Here is a 20,217-nt window from a genome sequence, read left to right on the forward strand (position 1 = left end):
AATATACTTACGCGCAGATCAGACTAAAAAAATAGCACAGGCTACGGGCCTGTGCATGAAAGGTATATATTTTTAAAGGGGGTCAATTACTGCTTTTATCATACCCTAACAATATTTCACTACTGTTACAAGAGAATTAAAACAGAGTTACGGTTTTGTAAAAAATAACGGAAGATTTTTTAGCTTCTGCTTTTTTGTTTTAATTCTTCTTTAAGCTCCTCAACAAAATGCTGGGCACTTTGTGCGGCAATACTGCCATCTCCCGTTGCAGTCACAATCTGGCGTAACGTTTTTTCCCGAATATCACCAGCTGCATAAATTCCCGGTACCTTCGTTTCCATGCGGTCATTTGTTTCGATATAACCATTTTCATTGGTAATTCCTAGGCTAGTAAATGGTTTGGATAATGGCACCATGCCGATATAAATAAAGACTCCGTCAGCCGGTAATACTTGCTCTTCGCCATTTTCTGTGGAAACCAATGTCACACTTCCAACTTTGCCATCTTTGTCATTAATCGACTTAATCGTGTGATTCCAAATAAAATCCACTTTCTCATTGGCAAAAGCTCGGTCTTGAAGAATTTTTTGAGCACGAAGCTCAGCACGGCGATGAACGATAGTTACTTTGGAAGCGAAACGGGTTAAATAAACCCCTTCTTCAACGGCAGAGTCCCCGCCGCCAATCACATAAAGCTCTTTTCCTTTAAAGAAGGCCCCATCACATACAGCACAATACGATACACCGCGGCCGCCCAGTTCTTTTTCACCTGGAACACCAATTTTCTTATACTCTGCACCCGTTGTAATGATAACCGCGTAAGCTTTATATTGTTTTGACCCAGCAACGACGATTTTATAGTCACCGTGATCAATGATTTCCTTAATATCGCCATAAGCGTATTCAGCGCCAAACTTTTTAGCATGCTCGAACATCTTTGTTGATAAATCCGGACCTAAAATACTTTCAAAGCCAGGATAATTTTCAACGTCCTCGGTATTGGCCATTTGGCCGCCCGGCATCCCGCGCTCAATCATTAGTGTCGAAAGGTTTGCACGAGATGTATAAACAGCCGCTGTCATCCCCGCAGGGCCAGCCCCAGCAATAATGACGTCATAAATTTTTTCTTCAGACATATTTTGTCACTCCTTAATAGAAAAGCGGAAGCGCCTTGGTCAGGGGCGACAAGCATAAGACGAGCCGGCGGGAAGGTTGTTCTTTACCTTCCCGTCGGATTGGCTTATGACCTCGAGCCCCTAGGCGCTGCAGCTAGACAGTAATATAAAAAAATACGATTAAGTATATTGTTCCCTTACTTAATCGTATATAACAATCGTTTTATCGTCCACCAATATGCTTAATTCAAATAGTTGTTCACTATTTTTACATATTTGCCAATCGTTGCTGAGGAAATCCCATAGCGCTCAGCAACTTCCTGCTGGGATACCTTTTCACTGCGCAGCTTGTGCCACATATACTCAACTGCGCCAGCCCAGGCACGTTTATTTTTCAAACGAAGCTTAGCTTTGGAAACCTCGACATACACGGAAAACCACATGAGGTATAAACCAGCCTCAATGGTGCCAATTGGTTGATGGGTTTCATAAAAAAGCTCGGCAATTTCTTGTGCATCCGAAGTTTTGGATGGTTTTCCGGATCTGATTAACGAGATATAATCCTTTTCCAAGGCCGTAAATTTTTGGTTTTTAAAAAGCCGTTTAGAGGTGATAATTTCCTCTTTTTTGCTTGAAACGGTCGTTAGGAAAAGGGCAAATAAGCGCTCTTCTACATAGTCACTTTCAAGCTTTTGAAAAATAGATCCGGAAAGGTCCTCAAAACCATTAGCTGATGCGTTTTCTTTATTCCATGGTTCAGAGCCTTCTTTGTCAGGATTAAGGTCCAGCACCTTTTTCCAAATGCTTTTTGCAAAATTTTCATGGCCTGTGAAATAGGCCGAATAAGAAAGCCAATAATAATACGGGCCATCGCCATCAAAGCCATGTTTATATAATTTTTTCAGCCATAAATAGGCAAGTTCATATTCACCAACCAAAGCAAACGAGGCACCCAGCTTAAATTGCTGTTCACTAAGAAGCGGTTGAATTTTCTTCAATGTTGCACTCAACCCAGCCACATTCTTTGATTGGCCCTGATAATGAGCAAATACAAGTCTGTTACAAAGAGCATGGAGATTTCCCGGATTTCGCTCCAATACATCGTCTAAGATGGATTCCGCCTTTTCTGTTTTGCCTAGATAGAAATAAGCGAGTGCCAAGTTATTGTAAGCCGACCAGTACTCTGGATAATCTTTGACCACATCATTTAACAGCTCAATTGCTTTTGGAAAGTAACCTGACTCCAGCAGGTCACGAGCTTGTTCTTGTTTGACTATCAGGTCATCCTGCGGATAGAGTTCATCCTCAAGATCCTCTGACTCAAATGTTAGTACATCAAGCAAATCCTCTGTATCTTCGCTAAAATCACCATCCGGATCTAGCTGTAAATACAGCTTGGCGTGGTGATAAGCATCTTTAAAAAATCCCAAATGGGCATAATTATTCGCCAAAAAGTAATGGCATTCCACCATTTCTTGATCTAGTTCTTCAAGGATGAGGTGCAAGAGCCGGTTGGAATTTTCAAACTCGCCAAGTTCTGTTGACACGATCGCCAACTGGCATATAATCATCGGTTCACCCGGCTCAAGCTGCATCGCTCGCCCAAGATATTTTTTTGCTTTTATAAAATCACGTCGATGGAATGCCTTTAAACCCTTCGTGAAATAATATTCCCCCGTAGGAACAAATGAAAGTAATTTTCCCATATGCATTCTTGCTTTCGCGTCTTTACCCATGAAGTCCTCCACATTTTTAACATAACTAAGGTAGTATACCACATCATGGAGTTGTTCGAGAAGGGATTGAGGTTTTTGACTAAGATATATACAAAAATTTAACTTTATCTATAAATCAACGCAAAAAACCGGTCTTTTTACGACCGGTCCTTGTGTCTTTCCTCTAATGTTCTCAAAATATCTTTGAATGGGAGGCCTTGTTCCACCAGCAATACCTGCAAGTGATAAAGCAAATCAGCCGCTTCCCACCTTAGCTCCTCGGGGTCACGGTTTTTAGCAGCGATAATCACTTCAGCCGCTTCTTCGCCGACTTTCTTCAAAATCTTATCGACGCCTTTTTCAAAAAGATAGGTTGTGTATGCCCCTTCTGGACGCTCACGTTCACGTTCAACGATCACTTTTTCAAGCGATTGTAGGATCTGATAGTCGGCCAAGCTCGAAGTCCCCTTAAAGCCCCGTTCAGAAAAACAACTCACCGCACCCGTATGGCAGGCAGGACCTTTGGGATAGACAAGCACTAATAATGCATCTTGATCACAGTCATAGTTAATGCTGACAACCGTTTGCGTATTACCGCTTGTCGCTCCTTTATGCCATAATTCTTGACGAGAACGGCTGAAAAACCAGGTTTCTCCCGTTTCAATTGTTTTCGCGAGTGATTCCTCGTTCATATATGCGAGCGTTAATACTTCTTTCGTTCCAGCATCCTGGATAATGGCCGGCACTAACCCTTTTTCATCAAACCGTACATTCATCGAACCGTCACTCCTTTTTCCCGTAAATAGCTTTTTACTTCATGAACTGATGTCTCTTTATAGTGAAAGATAGATGCAGCAAGGGCAGCATCTGCCTTTCCTGCTAAAAATGCTTCTTCGAAGTGTTCCGAATTCCCTGCTCCTCCCGAAGCGATGACCGGAATCGGAACGGCTTCACTAACTGCTTTCGTTAGTTCTAGATCAAATCCATTTTTCTCGCCGTCACTGTCCATACTGGTTAATAGAATTTCACCTGCTCCAAGCTCGGCTGCTTCCTTTGCCCACTCAACCACTAGTTTGTCTGTAGGAGTCCGGCCGCCGTGCGTAAACACACGCCAAGTCCCGATTTCTTCATCAAATTTTGCATCAATCGCAACGACGATACATTGCGAACCGAAGTAACTGGCGCCTTCCTTAATGACCTCCGGATTCAAGACGGCAGCTGTGTTCAGTGACACTTTATCTGCCCCGGCTCGAAGAATTCTCTTCATATCTTCCAAGGCATTGATTCCCCCGCCAACCGTAAACGGAATCGCCAGCTCGGAAGCGACAGCCTTGACTACTTCCACCATCGTTTTTCTGCCTTCAACTGATGCTGAGATATCTAGGAAAACGAGCTCGTCTGCACCTTGCTCATCGTAAAATCGTGCCAATTCAACCGGGTCCCCCGCGTCCCGCAGCTGGACAAATTGAATGCCTTTTACCACTCGACCGTCCTTTACATCAAGGCAGGGAATGATTCGTTTTGTTAATGTCATATACTCTCACCTTCCAATGCCTCTTTTTGCAGGGAATACTATGTAAACTCCTGTGTTATACTACTGCCAGTTCCAATGCTTCCTTCAGGGTAAAACGATTTTCGTATAGCGCCTTACCTACAATTGCACCGCTTATCCCGTTTTTTGCTATCGCCTTTAAATCTGCAAGACTGCTTACTCCGCCAGAGGCAATAACATTTTTTCCAGTCACTTTTGCCATTTCACAAACTGCAGCAATATTAGGACCTGCAAGTGTCCCATCAGTGGCAATATCGGTAAAAATAAACGTCTCAGCACCTGCTTCTGCAAAGCGCTTGCCAAGATCGACCGCCTTTAGTTCTGAGGTATCCAGCCATCCGTGTGTGGCGACATAGCCATTTTTCGCATCAATGCCAACCGCAATTTTTCCACCGTATTTCTTAATCATCTCAATTGCAAACTCCGGATTCGATACAGCAATGCTTCCAATGATGACACGATCCACCCCATTTTCAAGGTAGTGAACGATGTCCTCTTCCGAACGAATCCCGCCGCCAATTTGAATTTTTACATCAAGTTTGTTGGCCGCTTCAATCACAAACCGGTCATTGACCCGCTTGCCATCCTTTGCCCCGTCAAGGTCCACCATGTGGATCCAATCTGCGCCGTCAGCGGCAAAACTCTTGGCCATATCAAACGGTGAGTTCCCGTAAATCGTTTCTTGATCATAGTCCCCTTGGAGGAGACGGACGCAATTGCCGCCACGCATATCAATTGCCGGATATATTGTTAAACTCATCGGACTGCCTTCCTTTCCTCCACCATTTGTAAAAAGTTATCAAGAAGGGACATCCCAAGCTTGCTGCTTTTTTCAGGATGAAATTGCATCCCCATCACATTGTCTCTGCCAACAACCGCCGAAACTTGTTCGTGGTAATCCGCCTTTGCCAGTAAAACATCGCTGTTTTTTGCATCCACATAATAGGAATGGACGAAATACACATAATCCTCTTCTACATTTTTCAAAAGAGGTGAGTTGTTAACAAATTCAAGCCGGTTCCAACCCATGTGAGGAACCTTGTAAGTCGCTCCCTCTGGTGTTCTGCCTGGAAAACGGCGAACACTTCCTGGTAACAATCCTAAACCTTTCGTTGGGCCATTTTCCTCACTTTGCTCAAACAACAGCTGCATCCCAAGGCAGATACCGAGGAGCGGTTTCCCCGTTGCCACAAATTCCTTGATCGTCTCCACTGGCAAGCGTTCCATCGCATCACGAAAGGAACCAACCCCAGGAAGAATCAATCCATCAGCTTGAAGCAATTCCTTCTTATTGGCGGAAATGAAATAATCAGCGCCCAGTCGCTCAAGTGCTTTACTCACGCTAAACAAATTCCCCATCCCATAATCAACAATGCCAATCATCGAAAACATCCCTTTCCTGGTGCCTTTTCATGGTGCCTGACACCAACCAATTTTGTCATCCACATGGTGCCTGACACCAAGGTTTTTATAACATCCCTTTTGTCGATGGCACGCCTTTGATGCGCGGGTCGATGGTCGTTGCTTCGTCTAGGGCACGTCCGAGTGCTTTAAAGACGGCTTCGATCATATGGTGTGTATTTTGTCCGTAATGTACGATAACATGAAGATTCATCCGAGCCTCTAATGCCAGCTTCCATAAAAATTCATGAACAAGCTCGGTGTCAAAGGTGCCAACTTTTTGTCCTGGAAACTCGGCACGCATTTCGAGATGCGGACGATTACTGAGATCGACGACTACCTGTGCCAAAGCTTCATCCATCGGTACAAAGGCATTCCCGTAGCGCTTAATGCCGCGCTTGTCCCCTAGTGCTTCACGAAGCGCCTGCCCTAAACAAATGCCAATATCTTCTGTTGTATGGTGGTCATCCACTTCGGTATCACCTTTGGCATCCACGGTAAGGTTGAATTGCCCGTGCTTTGTGAATAAATCAAGCATATGCGTCATGAATGGGACACCCGTTTCAAGATTGGACTGTCCGTCACCATCTACTTCTAATTTCAATTGTATTTGCGTTTCATTTGTATTTCGTTCAACACTTGCGATTCTTTCCACGAACGGGACCTCCTTATTTTATGAAAGCTATAACTTTCCGTCATTTTTTAAACGAATTTCCACTGCTCTGGCATGGGCCTCGAGCCCTTCCATCCGGGCAAACTCGGCAATTTTTGCGCCATTCTCGGTTAAAGCCTTTTCACTGTAGATAATCACGCTCGATTTCTTTTGAAAATCGTCCACATTCAGTGGACTGGAAAAGCGAGCGGTTCCGTTTGTCGGCAGGACATGGTTGGGACCTGCAAAATAGTCTCCCACGGGTTCAGAGCTGTAACGACCAATAAAGATTGCTCCTGCGTGACGAATTTTCCCAAGCAACTCAATCGCATTTTCTGTGATGACTTCTAAGTGTTCCGGTGCTAACTGGTTTACGGTTTCGACCGCTTCGTCCATATCTGATGTTACGTAAATCGCACCATAGTCGGCAATCGAGCGGGCGGCGATGTCTTTTCGCGGTAGAAGTTCCAGCTGCTTTTCGACTTCCAAAGCAACTGCTTCAGCTAGAGTTATCGATGGAGTCACGAGAACACTGCAGGCCCGCGGGTCGTGCTCCGCTTGTGATAGCAGGTCAGCCGCCAATTCGTCCGCTCTTGCCGTTTCATCTGCCAAAATGGCAATCTCACTTGGACCGGCGATCATGTCGATGTCCACATCCCCGAAAACCTCTCGTTTTGCCAGCGCCACAAAGATATTTCCCGGACCGGTAATTTTATCGACGGAGCGAATCGATTCTGTTCCATAGGCGAGTGCCGCAATCGCCTGAGCCCCGCCAACCTTATAGATTTCTTCGACGCCTGCTTCCTTTGCAGCCACAAGTACCGCTGCTGGCAATTGACCTTGGTCGTCTGGAGGTGACACCATCACAATCCGTTTCACACCAGCGACTTTTGCCGGAATCACATTCATTAGGACGGATGATGGATAGGCAGCCGTTCCACCTGGCACATACACGCCAACCGAATCAAGCGGCGTTATTTTTTGACCAAGAACGGTTCCATTTTCTTCGGTGGTCATCCATGATGGCCGGAGCTGCTTTTCATGAAATGCTCGAATATTTTCCGCTGCTTCCTGGACGATCGAGATAAAATGCTGATCGATCCGCTGATAGGCTGCCTCGATTTCTTTATCTGTTACGGAAAAAGAAGATAAGTTCACACGGTCGAACTTTTCGGTATACTCTCTTAACGCTTCGTCACCGCGAGTGCGAACCTCCGCAATAATTTTTTTGACAACATCCTGCTGTTCTGAGGTACCAGCTTCAATCGAACGTTTAATCGAAATCAGTTCACTCACTTTTAGTATTTTCATGTTAATAATCCCCCACTGAAACTACTTCACTAAGTCGTGTCACTAAATCGTCGATCTGATTGTCTTTGATCCGATAGCTGACAGGATTGACGATCAGCCGCGATGTTACATCGACAATTCTCTCGTACTCGACGAGACCGTTTTCCCTCATCGTCCGTCCAGTCGACACAATATCGACGATTCGATCTGATAAACCAATGATTGGGGCCAGTTCGATCGAACCATTTAATTTAATAATCTCGACCTGCTCCCCCTGCTCACGAAAATAAGCCTCGGCCACATTCGGATATTTAGTGGCCACTCTCGGTGCAACATCATTCATTTTCGTATCGGGAAGACCCGCTACTGCCAAATAGCAGGCGCTGATACGTAAATCGAGGAGTTCGTAAACATCGCGCTCTTCCTCAAGCAATACATCCTTGCCAGCAATACCAATATCAGCAACGCCATGCTCGACATAGGTAGGAACATCTGTCGGTTTCGCTAAGATAAACCTTAGACCCTCATTTTCAACCTCTATAATTAATTTTCGTGAATCATCGAATTCCGGCGGAAGCTGATAACCAGCTTTCCTAAGCAGTTCGGCCGCTTCTTCAAAAATCCGCCCCTTCGGCATCGCAATCGTTAGTATATTATTCATCGGCACGCCCTCCTAATAAGTAGGTAGTATCCGCAAATTTCTTTGTATAGGCATCCAGATTTTTGACACCATTGATATCCTGAAGCACTGTCCTCTTACCTTGTTGATGCATTTTTTCGGCTAATTGAAAGGCTTCTCTTCGTTGCTCCTGGCTGAAAAAGATGCAGGTCACTGTGTTTTCGATATCATAGCTTCCGAGTGCCTCTAAAAGCCGATCAAGGTGAACCCCAAACCCGGTTGCACTTGCTTTTTTTCCAAATTTCTCCATTAAGCTATATCGACCGCCATTCCCAATTGGAAAGCCAACATTCCCTGCGTAAACTTCAAATAAAATACCAGAATAGTAGCTCATATGGCTGACGATGGTTAAATCAAATTTGACTTGATCCTGTACACCATAATCATTTATACAATCCCATAATTCCTTTAGTTGTAAAATAGCTTGCTTGCCTTTTTCATTTTCTATTAGGTCGAGTGCTGTTCCAATTATTTCTACCCCGCCCCTAAGATCAAGGAACTGCAGAAGTCTTTGCTTATCAATCGATGATAGCGATAGGGAGTTCACATGCTCGCGGTAGCCGACATAATTTTTTTCATAGAGAAATCTTCTTAACGAATCGGCCCGCTCATCTGTGCCGAGGATTTGTAAAAATAATTCCTGGGCAAAGCCAATATGGCCGATAGATACTTGGAACTCCGATAATCCTGCTTTTTTCAATGAAGAAATAAGTAATGATATGACCTCTCCATCACAAGAAACCGTTTCGTCATTCAAGCATTCTACACCGATTTGCTCAAACTCAGCAGGGCGGCCGCCCTCACGTTGCTGCGCCCGGAAAACGTTCGCAGAGTATGCTAACCGAAGCGGCATGTCATCCTGCAATAGTTTCGATGCTGCTACTCTGGCAATTGGTGCTGTCATGTCAGGCCTCAAAACGAGCGTATGACCCTCTTTGTCAAGCAATCTAAAAAGCTGGGCATCCTGAATGGCTGATGCGGTTCCAACGGTTTCATAGTATTCCAGTGTAGGTGTTTCAATAAATTGGCAGCCCCAAAGTTTGATCGTATCCTCCATTAAGGTCCGAACACGATGTTTCTTTTCATATAACTCCGGCAGCGTGTCTCTCATGCCTAAAGGCTTTTCAAACATAAACAAGCGACTCATCCTGCTCATCCTTTATCGTTAGATTACTTTGTTTTTATATTGCATATTGCATATTTTCTAAATGCTTTAGTCTGCTAATGTGATAATGAATTAAAGTATTTTTAGTTTACCCTTAGTGAAACTATTCGTCAATGAAATTTTGAAGGAATGGACCAAATCTAGATAGTTTTCCGCCAAACTCTGATTGAATTCCGCCAAAACTCAGAAAATTATTGCTATAGCTTTGGAATTTGATTTGACTCGGAAGAGATTCCCGCCAAAGTTTGAGGGATTTCCGCCAAACTTGGATAGGATTCCGCCAAACTTTAGTGGATTTCCGCCAACAAGACCATGAATTCCGCCAATTTCCTGATTTATTCCGCGAAAGAGTAATTTAATAGTAAGTTTACTACAAAAAAAGCCTGGTTGCGAAAACCAGACTTCAATATTTCATCCTATTTATTTTTCGACCATAATAAAGAAGCGCCTCTGACAAGTTTCAGAGGCGCTTCAGATTACTACGCTAGTTTTTTACCAAAACTTTGAATTGCTTTTAACAAGAGTAACGGAAGTAGCGTTGCTTGTATTCACAGCTGCATCCGTTGCTGTGAAGGTTAGGACTTTCCCCTGTGTTTGTGCTGATTTAAATGAAATAGTGAATACTCCGTTTTTATCAGCTACCGCACTGCCTAGCATTGTTTCTCCTTCAAAAACTTTAACCGTTGAACCAGCCTCTGCTTTTCCTGTAACGTTCTTAGCAGGGGCAATGATTTGTCCAACCTGCGGCGCGTTAGGTGCCACATTATCAATCATAATTCTACCTTCAATTTTTGCTGAAATTGATCCGGTAAAGGATTTTACGTAATCAATAAACGCGTCTATATCAGTCATCCTAGTAACGCGCTCTGTTCCTTGTTTCAGAACAACAAAGCCATCGCCGCCGTCAGCCATGAAGTTATTAACCGTAACAGAATAAACTTTATTTGGATCAATTTTCGAACCATTTGGCAGGTAAATATCGAGCACCTTTTGCCCAAGCGGTAAATTATTGGTCCAAGTATACTTTAAGCCTGAAATTTGCATGATACGGTTTCTGTCTGCTGCAAACTGTTGATTTAATAATGTTCTTACTTGCTCACCAGTAAGGTTCATTGTCACGATATCATTTCCGAATGGCTGGATGGCGAATAGATCGCCCCAAGTGATTGGACCCGCCTTTTTAATTTCATCACGGATACCGCCAACGTTCATAAAGGCAAAATCGGTGTTTGTAGCTGCTTTCATTCCATCAGCAATCAGGTTACCAAGTGCCGTTTCTCCGTCTGCATTTGCAGTCCGAGAAATCGGAGCAGCCGCTTCCCCAACTACTTGGCCTGTGATTGGGGCAATATCTGCCTGGTATTCATTAAGTTCTGCTTTGATTTGTGCATCAGGAGTAATGGCATCTCTGAAGGTGGATGCAACCTCAGCATGTTTCTCGACAATGTCTTGTGTGACTGGGTCAATGGTCAAATCAACATCAGAAAAAGCTGTACCATAAGAATAGGATTGAACTAACAATTTACCATCAACTGTTGAATTCAAATACTTATGGTCGTGGGCACCATAGATAACGTCAACTTCATCATCAATTGCTTTGGCCATATCGACAACTTTACCTGTTGGATTGTCCCCATTTGTTGCTGAAGTTCCAGGATCATGGGCAAGAACCACGATAGATTCTACACCTTTGCCTTTTAACTCAGCCGCATATTTATTGACTGCTTCAACTTCATCTGTGAATTTAACGCCTGCGACACCGCTTGCCGTAACGATACTTGGTGTTTCTGTTGTAACGACACCGATGAAGCCAATCTTTACCCCATCCACTTCTTTGATTGCATATGGAGGTAAAATTAATTCGCCTGTTTTTTCATCCTCCACGTTGGCAACAACATATTGGAAGTCGGCTCCTTCAAATTCACCATACTTTTCAACCGTTTTTGGATGGGCACCACCATTGATTAAACGCTTCATTTCTGTTACGCCTTCATCAAATTCATGGTTACCGATGGTACCAATGTCCATCCCGATTTCGTTCATAAAACGGATGGTTGGCTCATCTTGTAATAGCGCAGAAACTGGACGGCTTGCCCCTACTAAGTCTCCAGCTTGTACCATTAAGGTATTAGCGGGGTTAGTTGCTTCTCTTTGTTTTAGGTAAGCAGCTAAGTATTCAATTCCGCCGACATCACGGCCAGAAACCTTAGTGGAATAGTCCAATTGACCGTGGAAGTCATTGATTCCTAATAATTGAACATGAACGTTTTGGTCTAATTCAAATAACTCGTATCCTGCTTTAGTTGTTGATGCTCCGAGGTCTTTTACCTCCGGTTGTTGCCCAAGGTATGCCGTAGCATCCGGAGCAGAGTGGAATACTACTTTGGCAATACCGCCAACCGGTGCGATCTTCCAGTTGTTGTCTGCAACAGGGTTAATTGTACCTTTAGTCGAAATATAGTCCATTAAAATTTGACGGTTTTCGAATGGAGAATCAACTACCACTTTAGCATTCTTCAATTCAGCTAGACCGCCGCTTCCACCCGCACGGTAGTTATTCGTCGCAACGATGAATTTTTGGTCCATCTGAACAGGTGTCCCATCCATCATTGTTAAATTAACAACGCGCTCTCCTTTTGGCTTGGTTACATCAATTTGATACTTAACACCGTCAATGACATCATAATTGTATGGACGGAAATCGTAATCAAGTAAATCTTGATTTCCTGCTTTATTAGGATCAATTGTATTGAATTGTTTAGCTGATTCTTCAAGCCATCTTTTTACTTGATCACCTGTTACTTCAACCGCTTTTAAGGTGTTATCGAATAAGTACAAATCAGCTGCACTTTTGATAGTTACATCGCCTTTTGCAATGTTTGTGTAGTCAGCTACACCGCCGCGGCCGCCCTTAAACGGCGCTGCCGCAGATAAGACTGGATAATCCTTATATTCTGTATTCGCAATCGCTTTTTTCACGTAATCCATTTGCGCATTGTTAACAATTTGTGTGGAAGCATCATCCATTACACGTGTGAAGAAGCTGTGCATTGGAATCTCCGTCGTACCGATTTTTCCACGTACATACGCAAGTGTTTGGTCATGAATAGCTTGTGTATCCCTAACAATTGTCGCGTCTGAAGCAGTATCAGCCGTAACGGCACGGTTAACCGATTTAGAATTAGCCTTATCAACAGTCCACTTGCCATTTGGATCCTGAACAAGCGCTAAGTCAAGCACACCAAGGTTATTGCCCCAGAAGCCGGCTTCAACAGCTTGAACACCATTAATTGTTCCATTTGTGTTATCGATTCCAGTCTTGCCGTTAAATGATGCATCGCCAGGGAAGTTTACGTGAGCGTGTCCGAACAGCATGGCATCAATGCCAGGTACTTTTGTTAAATCGTACACGGCATTCTCTGCTGCTTCTTGGCCTTCCGCAGCGATATCACAGCCAGAGTGTGCTATGGCAACAATTACATCTGCTCCATCCGCCTTCATTTGCGGGATAAATTTATTAGCTTGGGCAACAATATCTTTTGTAATGACATGACCTGTTAGGTTATCTTTATCCCACTGCATGATTTGCGGTGGAGCGAAACCGATGACCCCAACCTTAATGGTTGATACATTACCAGCGCTATCCTTAATCGTTTTATCAATAATTTGGTATGGAGTAAAATAGTTTACATCATTATCAGGGTTGGAATCATGATCATCTTCATAGATATTTGCGTTTACAATCGGAAATTGTACTTCTTCCTGAACATCTTTTAAGTAATCTAAACCATAATTAAATTCATGGTTACCCACAATACCCGCATCATATTTTAAATAGTTCATTGCCTTGTAAATAGGATGGGTATCATTTGGGCCAAGTTTATTTACTTTTGCTACATAACTTGCAAGTGGATTTCCTTGAATCGTATCACCCGCATCGAATAGCATAGAGTTGTCAACTTCAGTTCTAGCTTGTTGAATTAATGTCGCTGTTTTAGCTAATCCATAATTCGTTACTGGTGCATCTTTGAAATAATCATATGGTAAAACGTTAGAATGTAGGTCAGTAGTTTCTAAGATTCGTAGAGTGGCTGTGTTTCCGGAAGCAGCCTTTACATTATAAGGAATTGCGGGCGAGACAATAGTACTAAGTATCAAAGCTGTGGCAGCCAATTTGCTTAATTTACTAATATCTTTCTTTTTCTTCATACGCTTATTCACCTATCCCTTTGGATTATTCTTTCTACTAAGAACACAGGCCACGAGATTATGTAAAGGTCATCCTCTCCTTTTCTAAAGATCCCGACAAAAAACGGCAAATTTTTAATAGAAATGTAAACTATTAAAAAATTGCCGATACCTATTCTATGAAACGGGACTGAATCTTTTCGTATAGATGCACTACTATTATAAAGTTCTGCATCAAGAACAAAAATGTGCCTTAAATACTGTTTTTTTGAAGTATTTTAAAAATATCAAAAAAAAACCTAGTCAAAATTGACCAGGTTCATCTACTTTCTATAAATCGGGTCTTCTGCCCAACGCTTTTCTAGTTCTTCTTTCGTGTAAATAAGTCGCATCGGATTTCCACCAACAAAACATCCAGGAGGAACATCCTTATGAACTAAAGTTCCCGCCGAGACAATCGCCCCATCACCAATCGTCACGCCTGGAAGTATTGTCGAATTTGCACCGATCATCACTTCACTGCCAATAACTACCGGACCCAGCCGGTATTCTTTAATTAAATACTCATGCGCAAGAATGGTCGTGTTATAGCCGATGACGGTATTGCGGCCGACGCTGATTTTTTCTGGGAACATGACATCCAGCATAACCATTAAGGCAAAGGAGGTCTGCTCACCCACTTTAAGGCCCAGAAAAACACGATAGAGCCAATTCTTCATCCCCAAGAATGGCGTATAGCGTGCCAGTTGGATCACAATAAAATTTCTGACAACCTTCCAAAAAGGCACAGTCTTGTAGACGTGCCATAAGGAATTTGCCCCTTCAACGGGATAGCGGGTCGTATTTCTCACTCATTTCACTCCCCGAGAATGGTTAATAAGTCGGCCATGTTCTCTAGAATATAATCTGGTTCGTACTTTGCAATATACTCTCTACCTTTAATCGACCACGCACAGCCAGCCGTTACAGTCCCAGCATTTTTGCCTGCTAAAATATCGTGGTAATTATCGCCGACCATCATCGTCTCTTCAGGCGAAGAATCCAGCTGTTCTAATGCTTTAACTATCGGTTCTGGATCAGGCTTGGTCTTGCTGACATGTTCGTAAGCAACAATTACCTCAAAAAATGATTCAAGGTTCATCAGACGCAGACCCTTCAATGTCACATCATGACGTTTCGTCGTTACAACTCCGAGCTTATACCCTTTTTCTTTTAAGGATCGAACCGTTTCCGAGACACCGATAAATTCCTTCACTAGCCTATCATGATTAGCAATGTTAAAGGTGCGGTATTCTAAAATCATTTCCTCGACCTGATCAGGGTCGATACTGCCAAACGCCTCGTGCAGCGTAGGTCCGAGAAATGGCAGCACATCCTCACGCTGGTACTTGCTTGGGTAGTATTTTTCCAGTGTATGCAGGTAGGTCGTAATAATTAATTCATTCGTGTCAATTAATGTTCCGTCTAAATCAAATAGAATCGTGGTAATTTTGTTAGTCATAGGTTGCTTCCTTTCTTTTCACAAGCCCCGAGCGTTTCCAAATCGTACCGACAATTAAGGTTAACACAATTGCAACCCCGATCCGGATGAGAAACAACGGCAATACCGGAATACCAAGCGGAATAAAGATTAACGTATCCTCAACAACCGCATGGCAGGCCATTAGAAAAATAAACGCCAAGGTAATATCCTTTTTGCTGACTCCATCTTCTTTAACTGCCTGAATCATCACACCCGCACCATAGGCTAAGCCGAACAATAGGCCGGCTGCCATCGTGGTCGAAGTGTTCTCCTGCATGCCCAAGGTTTTGGTAACCGGAGCCATCGTTTTTGAAAACTTATTTAACCATTGTAAGTCTTTTAAGATTTGAATCACGATCATAAGCGGAATGACGATCATGGCCAACTGCAATATACCCAGCCCTGCTTTTTGAATGGCTTCAAGGAGAATTCCGCCGACTCCCACTGCAGGTTCAGCACTCTGCTCAATAAATCCATATTTAGCAGTTTCTCCGCCGCCATGCCAGACAAGATTAATCACTGCTGCGGAAAGCAAGGCAAGACCTGGTCTTGTGACGAGAACAATCCACAGCTTTACACCGGCTTTCATGGCAACGCCTGATTCAATAAATAAATTATGTGAAAATGACAGCATTACTGCTAAAATAAACACTTCTTTTACCGAAAAATCAAGCGTTAAAATTGCTCCAATCGCCGCATAAAGGTTGAGAAAATTCCCAAGTACAAGCGGAATGGCCGCATCCCCTGACAAGCCGATCAGCTTCATAAGCGGGGAAATCACTTTAATGATCCATGGCAGTACGGGTGTATACTGCAGTACGGCCACGATCAGGGTCACAGGAAAGATAACTTTTCCCAATGTCCATGTTGTCTTAAAGCCAACCAGCAACCCCTTTTTCAATGAATTAAATAGCATTTCCCCCATACTCTCCTTTAAGAATTCCTGTTAGAGATTCTCTTGATCTAAATAACGTCTCCCCGAAATTTGCTTTGTTCGACGATAAATGAGAATGGCTAGTGCACCAATCACTAATGCAATCGAAATCGTTTGCGCCATCCGAAGACTTCCAAGCATTAAACTATCGGTCCGTAAACCTTCGATAAAAAAGCGGCCGATCGAATACCAAATCACATAGGTTAGGAACAGTTCCCCGCGCCGGAAATTGACTCGACGTAAGAAAATTAATAGGAAAAAGCCTGCAAAGTCCCAGAGAGATTCATAAAGGAACGTTGGATGATAGTAGGTTCCGTTAATATACATTTGATCAATAATAAATGTAGGCAAGTGTAAGTTTTCTAGGAAGGTTCTTGTTACTTCTCCGCCATGGGCTTCCTGGTTCATGAAATTACCCCAGCGGCCAATTGCCTGTCCGAGAATAATACTTGGTGCGGCAATGTCAGCAATCTTCCAGAAAGAAAGGCCGCGTTTTTTGGAAAACACATAGGCGGTCAGGACGGAGCCAATTAATGCACCGTGAATGGCGATGCCTCCATTCCAAATTTGCGGGATATCCGCCGGATGTTTGACATAATAATCCCATTCAAAAATAACGTAATAAATTCGGGCCGAAATAATCGCAATCGGAATGGCCCATAGCATTAAATCTGCAAACGTGTCTTTATCAAGTCCCCTTCGATTACCTTCCCTTATGGCAAGGTACAAGGCAAGTGCCAGACCTGATCCAATAATAATCCCATACCAATGCACCGATATAGGCCCAAGTGTAAAGGCAATCGGATTTAGCGGTTGAATTGTTTCGTTCATCTGTCTATCTCCTCTTCCCCTTTAAATCTCTTCATGGTCACCGTCTTCAATGACATCAGACAAGCGCTCGGTAAATTGTTGCGCAGCATTCACGCCCATTCGTTTCAGACGGAAATTCATGGCCGCTACTTCAATAATAACCGCGAGATTTCGTCCCGGACGAACGGGGATGGTTAACTTAGGTACATCCGTGTCGATAATTTTCATTGTCTCTTCATCCAAACCAAGACGGTCATATTGTTTTTTGGAGTCCCAAATTTCTAAATTCATAACGAGCGTGATGCGTTTATTACTGCGGACTGCACCTGCACCGAACAGAGTCATCACATTGATAATCCCTAAACCGCGGATTTCTAGTAAATGCTCGATTAAATCCGGAGACGTTCCAACTAAGGTATCCTGGTCTTCCTGACGAATTTCCACGCAATCGTCCGCGATGAGACGATGACCGCGCTTGACTAATTCTAATGCGGTTTCACTTTTACCAACACCGCTTTTTCCTGTAATTAACACACCAATCCCATAAACATCCACTAAGACACCATGGACAGCCGTCGTTGGCGCCAGCTTGCTCTCTAAGTAATTGGTTAGGCGGCTGGAGAAACGGGTCGTTTTCATGCCCACACGTAGAACAGGAACTGATTCACGCTCTGATGCTTCAATCAGCTCTTTGGGTACCTCAATATCTCGGGTGACAATAATCGCTGGAGTGATATCGGTACATAAACGTTCCATTCTTGAAATCCGTTCGTTTTCGGAAAGCATTTCAAAAAATGATAGTTCTGTTTTTCCTAAGAGTTGAATACGTTCCGCGGGATAAAATTCAAAATATCCAGCAATTTCAATTCCTGGACGGGAGATGTCACTCATAGTAATCGGGCGGTTAATTCCTTCTTCACCGCTGACCAATTCAAGATTAAATTTCTCTACTATATCTTTGGTACGAACTTTCGGCATGGAAACATCCTCCTTAAACGGATTAAGTTTTATTCTAAAAATTCCATTTCCATTCATTTTAGCATTTTTTAATGAATAACCATACTTTCCTGTCTAAAAAATTGATTTGGATATTTTTTTCAAAAAAAAGAGTGCACACCTATTAATTAGGTGAACACCCTTCCCATTAATCCTTCGATTTTCTTGATGGTTGCAGAAGCGTTTTTTGAATAATCAAGTTTACAAGTGACATAAGTAGAGCGAAAAAGAATGCCATGCCAAAACTAGAAATCTCAAAGGCTTCACCCATCAAATAATCCGTCAGTTCAAGCGTAATGGCATTGATGACAAATAGAAACAACCCTAAGGTTAAAACTGTTACTGGCAAAGTAAATAAAACCAGGAGCGGGCGCACCAAAACATTTAATATAGACAATAAAATGCTTGCCTGAAGTGCGGCGCTAAATCCAGTTAATTGAAAGCTTTCGTGAAAATAACCCGCAAGTGCCATAAATAAAACCGCATTAATTAAACATCCAATCAGCCATCTCATTTTCGGCTCTCCTAGTTATACATCTTGTGATTTATGAATCGCGATGGAACCAGTTTTTGTGTCAGCATAGATTTTCACCATTTTATCAGGATGATTAATAGATTGGAAGCGGAGCAATTTCTGAATCATCTCGCTTTTCTCCTCCAGTACCTGCACACCGACTAGGTGCAAATTAAAACCGCCAAGATTGGTCTTTAGCTCTCCATTTACTGGCAACCCTTCAGGAACGAATAGGTCGATCCCGCCAGTGGTCGCTTTTACTTGTATTACTTCTGCGCGATTTCCGTTTACATTATAGCTGATGTTTCCATTAAAGGATTGCGTTTCAACTTTTTTGAAATCACCATCAAGTTTGATTCCCCCGTGAATGGTCTCTGCTTCAAGATCATCAATTTGACTGTTGATAATCTTGATTTTTCCGTTCGCTGTTTCAACCTCTGCTTTTTTTCCTTTTATCCGTTCAAGGTTTATTTTCCCATTTGCGGTTTTCACCCTTAGGTCAGCTACATTCATTTCTTCCCCTAATATTGTGCCATTAAACATCCTAATGCGCACGCGCTCATACTCAGATTTTGGCACATAAATAACGGATTCAACTTTCATCCACTTTTGCTGTGTCATAAAACGTAATCTCTGATTCTCAACAGAAAAAACGACATCTCTTAAAAAGTTCTGCCTCGCTTGGTCTGAGTTTTCAACCCTAAATACCTTCACCTGGCACTCAATTCGTACATCCGGCTGGTCCCATGCAGCAATCTTTATGGACCCGTTAGCTACATCAATGTCCATATTTGTCAGGTCGACATCACCTTGGTGGAAAATATGAGAGATTTCAATGGATTGGCCAAAGTTCAAATCAAAATCAAAATCTTTGATTTTTTTTAATGCTGAATCGACAAAATCAAAAATCTTCTCCTTTGTCGATTGGTATTTCGCCTGTAAGGGGTCTTCCTTTTTCGTTTCTTCAAAATTCACAGCTGTCGAGAGTTCATTCACTATTTGCTCTTGCTTCTGCTCCATCGTCTGCTGGGCCTGTTCGAGTTCATCAAGCAATGTTACTGCTTCATCAACGGTCAACTTGCCTTCTTCAACCATTTTTAAGATCCGCTTTTTTTCTTCTTTCATCTTTTCCACCCCAGAATCATAAATTTGTCTCACTTTATACTTATTCAGAAACTAAGACCTTTACGCCTTTGATAATGTTCCATATGACGACAACAAGCCAGATAATCAAAAGGACAACCATACTTATAATGGTAAAAGCAGGCACTCTGTCTTGAATAGTGGCGAAATCATAGTAGATACCGAAAACAATAAATGGTGTTGGAATAAGTGGAATTAAATGAGATAGTAGTGACTTTTTGGCATGTCTTTTTGTGACTTCATCTCCCGTCGCGATAAACACGATCAGCGGAAAAATAAACCCAGCGAAAAAAATACTAAAATAGCACAAGCTTGAAAGAACCTTTCTCGTTTCCATTTTTGAGCCCAACTCCTTTATCGTTTATTTACGAAATGGGAGAGGAGAAAGTTTCGTATATTTTTAGAAAAAGTGGGTGCCTTCTTGGTTGGCGTTTGAATTAGGCAGCTTTTTGGTTTGGAATCCGCCAACTTGATCCGGATTTCTGCCAAACTTTGAATTTATTCCGCCCACCTCACTATTTATTCCGCGAACTCTCAAACT

The 20,217-nt window shown here is 42.8% G+C and carries 20 protein-coding genes; all 20 read right to left on the reverse strand.

Translation table 11 applies throughout. The annotated features are described in order from the left end of the window. Positions 1 to 179: 179 nt before the first annotated feature. Entirely contained in the window at positions 180 to 1,136 is a 957-nt protein-coding gene (trxB, locus tag CCK98_RS27850) for a thioredoxin-disulfide reductase (protein WP_088089560.1), read from the reverse strand. A 221-nt stretch (positions 1,137 to 1,357) separates the two neighbouring features. Further along, positions 1,358 to 2,851, reverse strand: a complete 1,494-nt coding sequence (locus CCK98_RS27855) for a tetratricopeptide repeat protein (RefSeq protein ID WP_088089561.1) — start codon at positions 2,849 to 2,851, stop codon at positions 1,358 to 1,360. 137 nt (positions 2,852 to 2,988) lie between these two features. Then, positions 2,989 to 3,606, reverse strand: a complete 618-nt coding sequence (gene hisIE, locus CCK98_RS27860; RefSeq protein WP_088089562.1) for a bifunctional phosphoribosyl-AMP cyclohydrolase/phosphoribosyl-ATP diphosphatase HisIE — start codon at positions 3,604 to 3,606, stop codon at positions 2,989 to 2,991. After that, a complete protein-coding gene (gene hisF / locus CCK98_RS27865) occupies positions 3,603 to 4,364 on the reverse strand; it encodes an imidazole glycerol phosphate synthase subunit HisF (protein ID WP_088089563.1) in 762 nt (253 codons plus the stop codon). Before hisF ends, hisIE begins: the two co-directional genes overlap by 4 nt. 55 nt (positions 4,365 to 4,419) lie before the next feature. Continuing rightward, complete coding sequence (gene hisA / locus CCK98_RS27870) at positions 4,420 to 5,142, reverse strand: 1-(5-phosphoribosyl)-5-[(5-phosphoribosylamino)methylideneamino]imidazole-4-carboxamide isomerase (protein ID WP_088089564.1); 723 nt, start codon at positions 5,140 to 5,142, stop codon at positions 4,420 to 4,422. Then, positions 5,139 to 5,765 (reverse strand): imidazole glycerol phosphate synthase subunit HisH, encoded by a 627-nt coding sequence (gene hisH / locus CCK98_RS27875; protein ID WP_088089565.1) that lies wholly within the window; start codon positions 5,763 to 5,765, stop codon positions 5,139 to 5,141. Before hisH ends, hisA begins: the two co-directional genes overlap by 4 nt. A gap of 85 nt (positions 5,766 to 5,850) precedes the next feature. Next, complete coding sequence (hisB, locus tag CCK98_RS27880) at positions 5,851 to 6,438, reverse strand: imidazoleglycerol-phosphate dehydratase HisB (RefSeq protein WP_088089566.1); 588 nt, start codon at positions 6,436 to 6,438, stop codon at positions 5,851 to 5,853. Between the two features lie 27 nt (positions 6,439 to 6,465). Continuing rightward, a complete protein-coding gene (gene hisD / locus CCK98_RS27885; RefSeq protein WP_088089567.1) occupies positions 6,466 to 7,746 on the reverse strand; it encodes a histidinol dehydrogenase in 1,281 nt (426 codons plus the stop codon). 1 nt (position 7,747) lies between these two features. Next, positions 7,748 to 8,386, reverse strand: a complete 639-nt coding sequence (gene hisG, locus CCK98_RS27890; protein ID WP_088089568.1) for an ATP phosphoribosyltransferase — start codon at positions 8,384 to 8,386, stop codon at positions 7,748 to 7,750. Then, positions 8,379 to 9,551 carry an ATP phosphoribosyltransferase regulatory subunit gene (locus CCK98_RS27895; protein ID WP_088089569.1) on the reverse strand — a complete coding sequence of 391 codons (1,173 nt, stop codon included), beginning with the start codon at positions 9,549 to 9,551 and terminating at the stop codon, positions 8,379 to 8,381. Before CCK98_RS27895 ends, hisG begins: the two co-directional genes overlap by 8 nt. Positions 9,552 to 10,061: 510 nt before the next feature. Further along, positions 10,062 to 13,778, reverse strand: coding sequence for a bifunctional 2',3'-cyclic-nucleotide 2'-phosphodiesterase/3'-nucleotidase (locus CCK98_RS27900; protein WP_088089570.1), 3,717 nt, complete (start codon positions 13,776 to 13,778; stop codon positions 10,062 to 10,064). A 302-nt stretch (positions 13,779 to 14,080) separates the two neighbouring features. Beyond that, on the reverse strand, positions 14,081 to 14,608 hold the full coding sequence (locus tag CCK98_RS27905; protein WP_088089571.1) for a DapH/DapD/GlmU-related protein: 528 nt from the start codon (positions 14,606 to 14,608) through the stop codon (positions 14,081 to 14,083). A gap of 5 nt (positions 14,609 to 14,613) precedes the next feature. Continuing rightward, entirely contained in the window at positions 14,614 to 15,258 is a 645-nt protein-coding gene (gene ppaX, locus CCK98_RS27910; RefSeq protein WP_088089572.1) for a pyrophosphatase PpaX, read from the reverse strand. Continuing rightward, a complete protein-coding gene (locus tag CCK98_RS27915; RefSeq protein WP_088090567.1) occupies positions 15,251 to 16,195 on the reverse strand; it encodes a nucleoside recognition domain-containing protein in 945 nt (314 codons plus the stop codon). The genes ppaX and CCK98_RS27915 overlap by 8 nt, the downstream gene beginning before the upstream one ends. 30 nt (positions 16,196 to 16,225) lie before the next feature. Further along, positions 16,226 to 17,044, reverse strand: coding sequence for a prolipoprotein diacylglyceryl transferase (gene lgt / locus CCK98_RS27920; RefSeq protein ID WP_088089573.1), 819 nt, complete (start codon positions 17,042 to 17,044; stop codon positions 16,226 to 16,228). 21 nt (positions 17,045 to 17,065) lie between these two features. After that, on the reverse strand, positions 17,066 to 18,001 hold the full coding sequence (gene hprK / locus CCK98_RS27925) for an HPr(Ser) kinase/phosphatase (protein WP_088089574.1): 936 nt from the start codon (positions 17,999 to 18,001) through the stop codon (positions 17,066 to 17,068). 166 nt (positions 18,002 to 18,167) lie between these two features. Beyond that, positions 18,168 to 18,533 carry a phage holin family protein gene (locus CCK98_RS27930; RefSeq protein WP_088089575.1) on the reverse strand — a complete coding sequence of 122 codons (366 nt, stop codon included), beginning with the start codon at positions 18,531 to 18,533 and terminating at the stop codon, positions 18,168 to 18,170. 15 nt (positions 18,534 to 18,548) lie between these two features. Further along, on the reverse strand, positions 18,549 to 19,658 hold the full coding sequence (locus CCK98_RS27935; protein WP_088089576.1) for a DUF4097 domain-containing protein: 1,110 nt from the start codon (positions 19,656 to 19,658) through the stop codon (positions 18,549 to 18,551). A gap of 40 nt (positions 19,659 to 19,698) precedes the next feature. Next, positions 19,699 to 20,013: a DUF4870 domain-containing protein gene (locus CCK98_RS27940; RefSeq protein ID WP_088089577.1), complete on the reverse strand. Its 315-nt coding sequence runs from the start codon at positions 20,011 to 20,013 to the stop codon at positions 19,699 to 19,701. A 63-nt stretch (positions 20,014 to 20,076) separates the two neighbouring features. After that, on the reverse strand, positions 20,077 to 20,214 hold the full coding sequence (locus CCK98_RS35670; protein WP_179195946.1) for a hypothetical protein: 138 nt from the start codon (positions 20,212 to 20,214) through the stop codon (positions 20,077 to 20,079). Between the last annotated feature and the right edge of the window lie 3 nt (positions 20,215 to 20,217).

It is taken from the genome of Bacillus sp. OV166 (assembly GCF_900177675.1).
Taxonomy (GTDB): Bacteria; Bacillota; Bacilli; order Bacillales; family Cytobacillaceae; genus Neobacillus.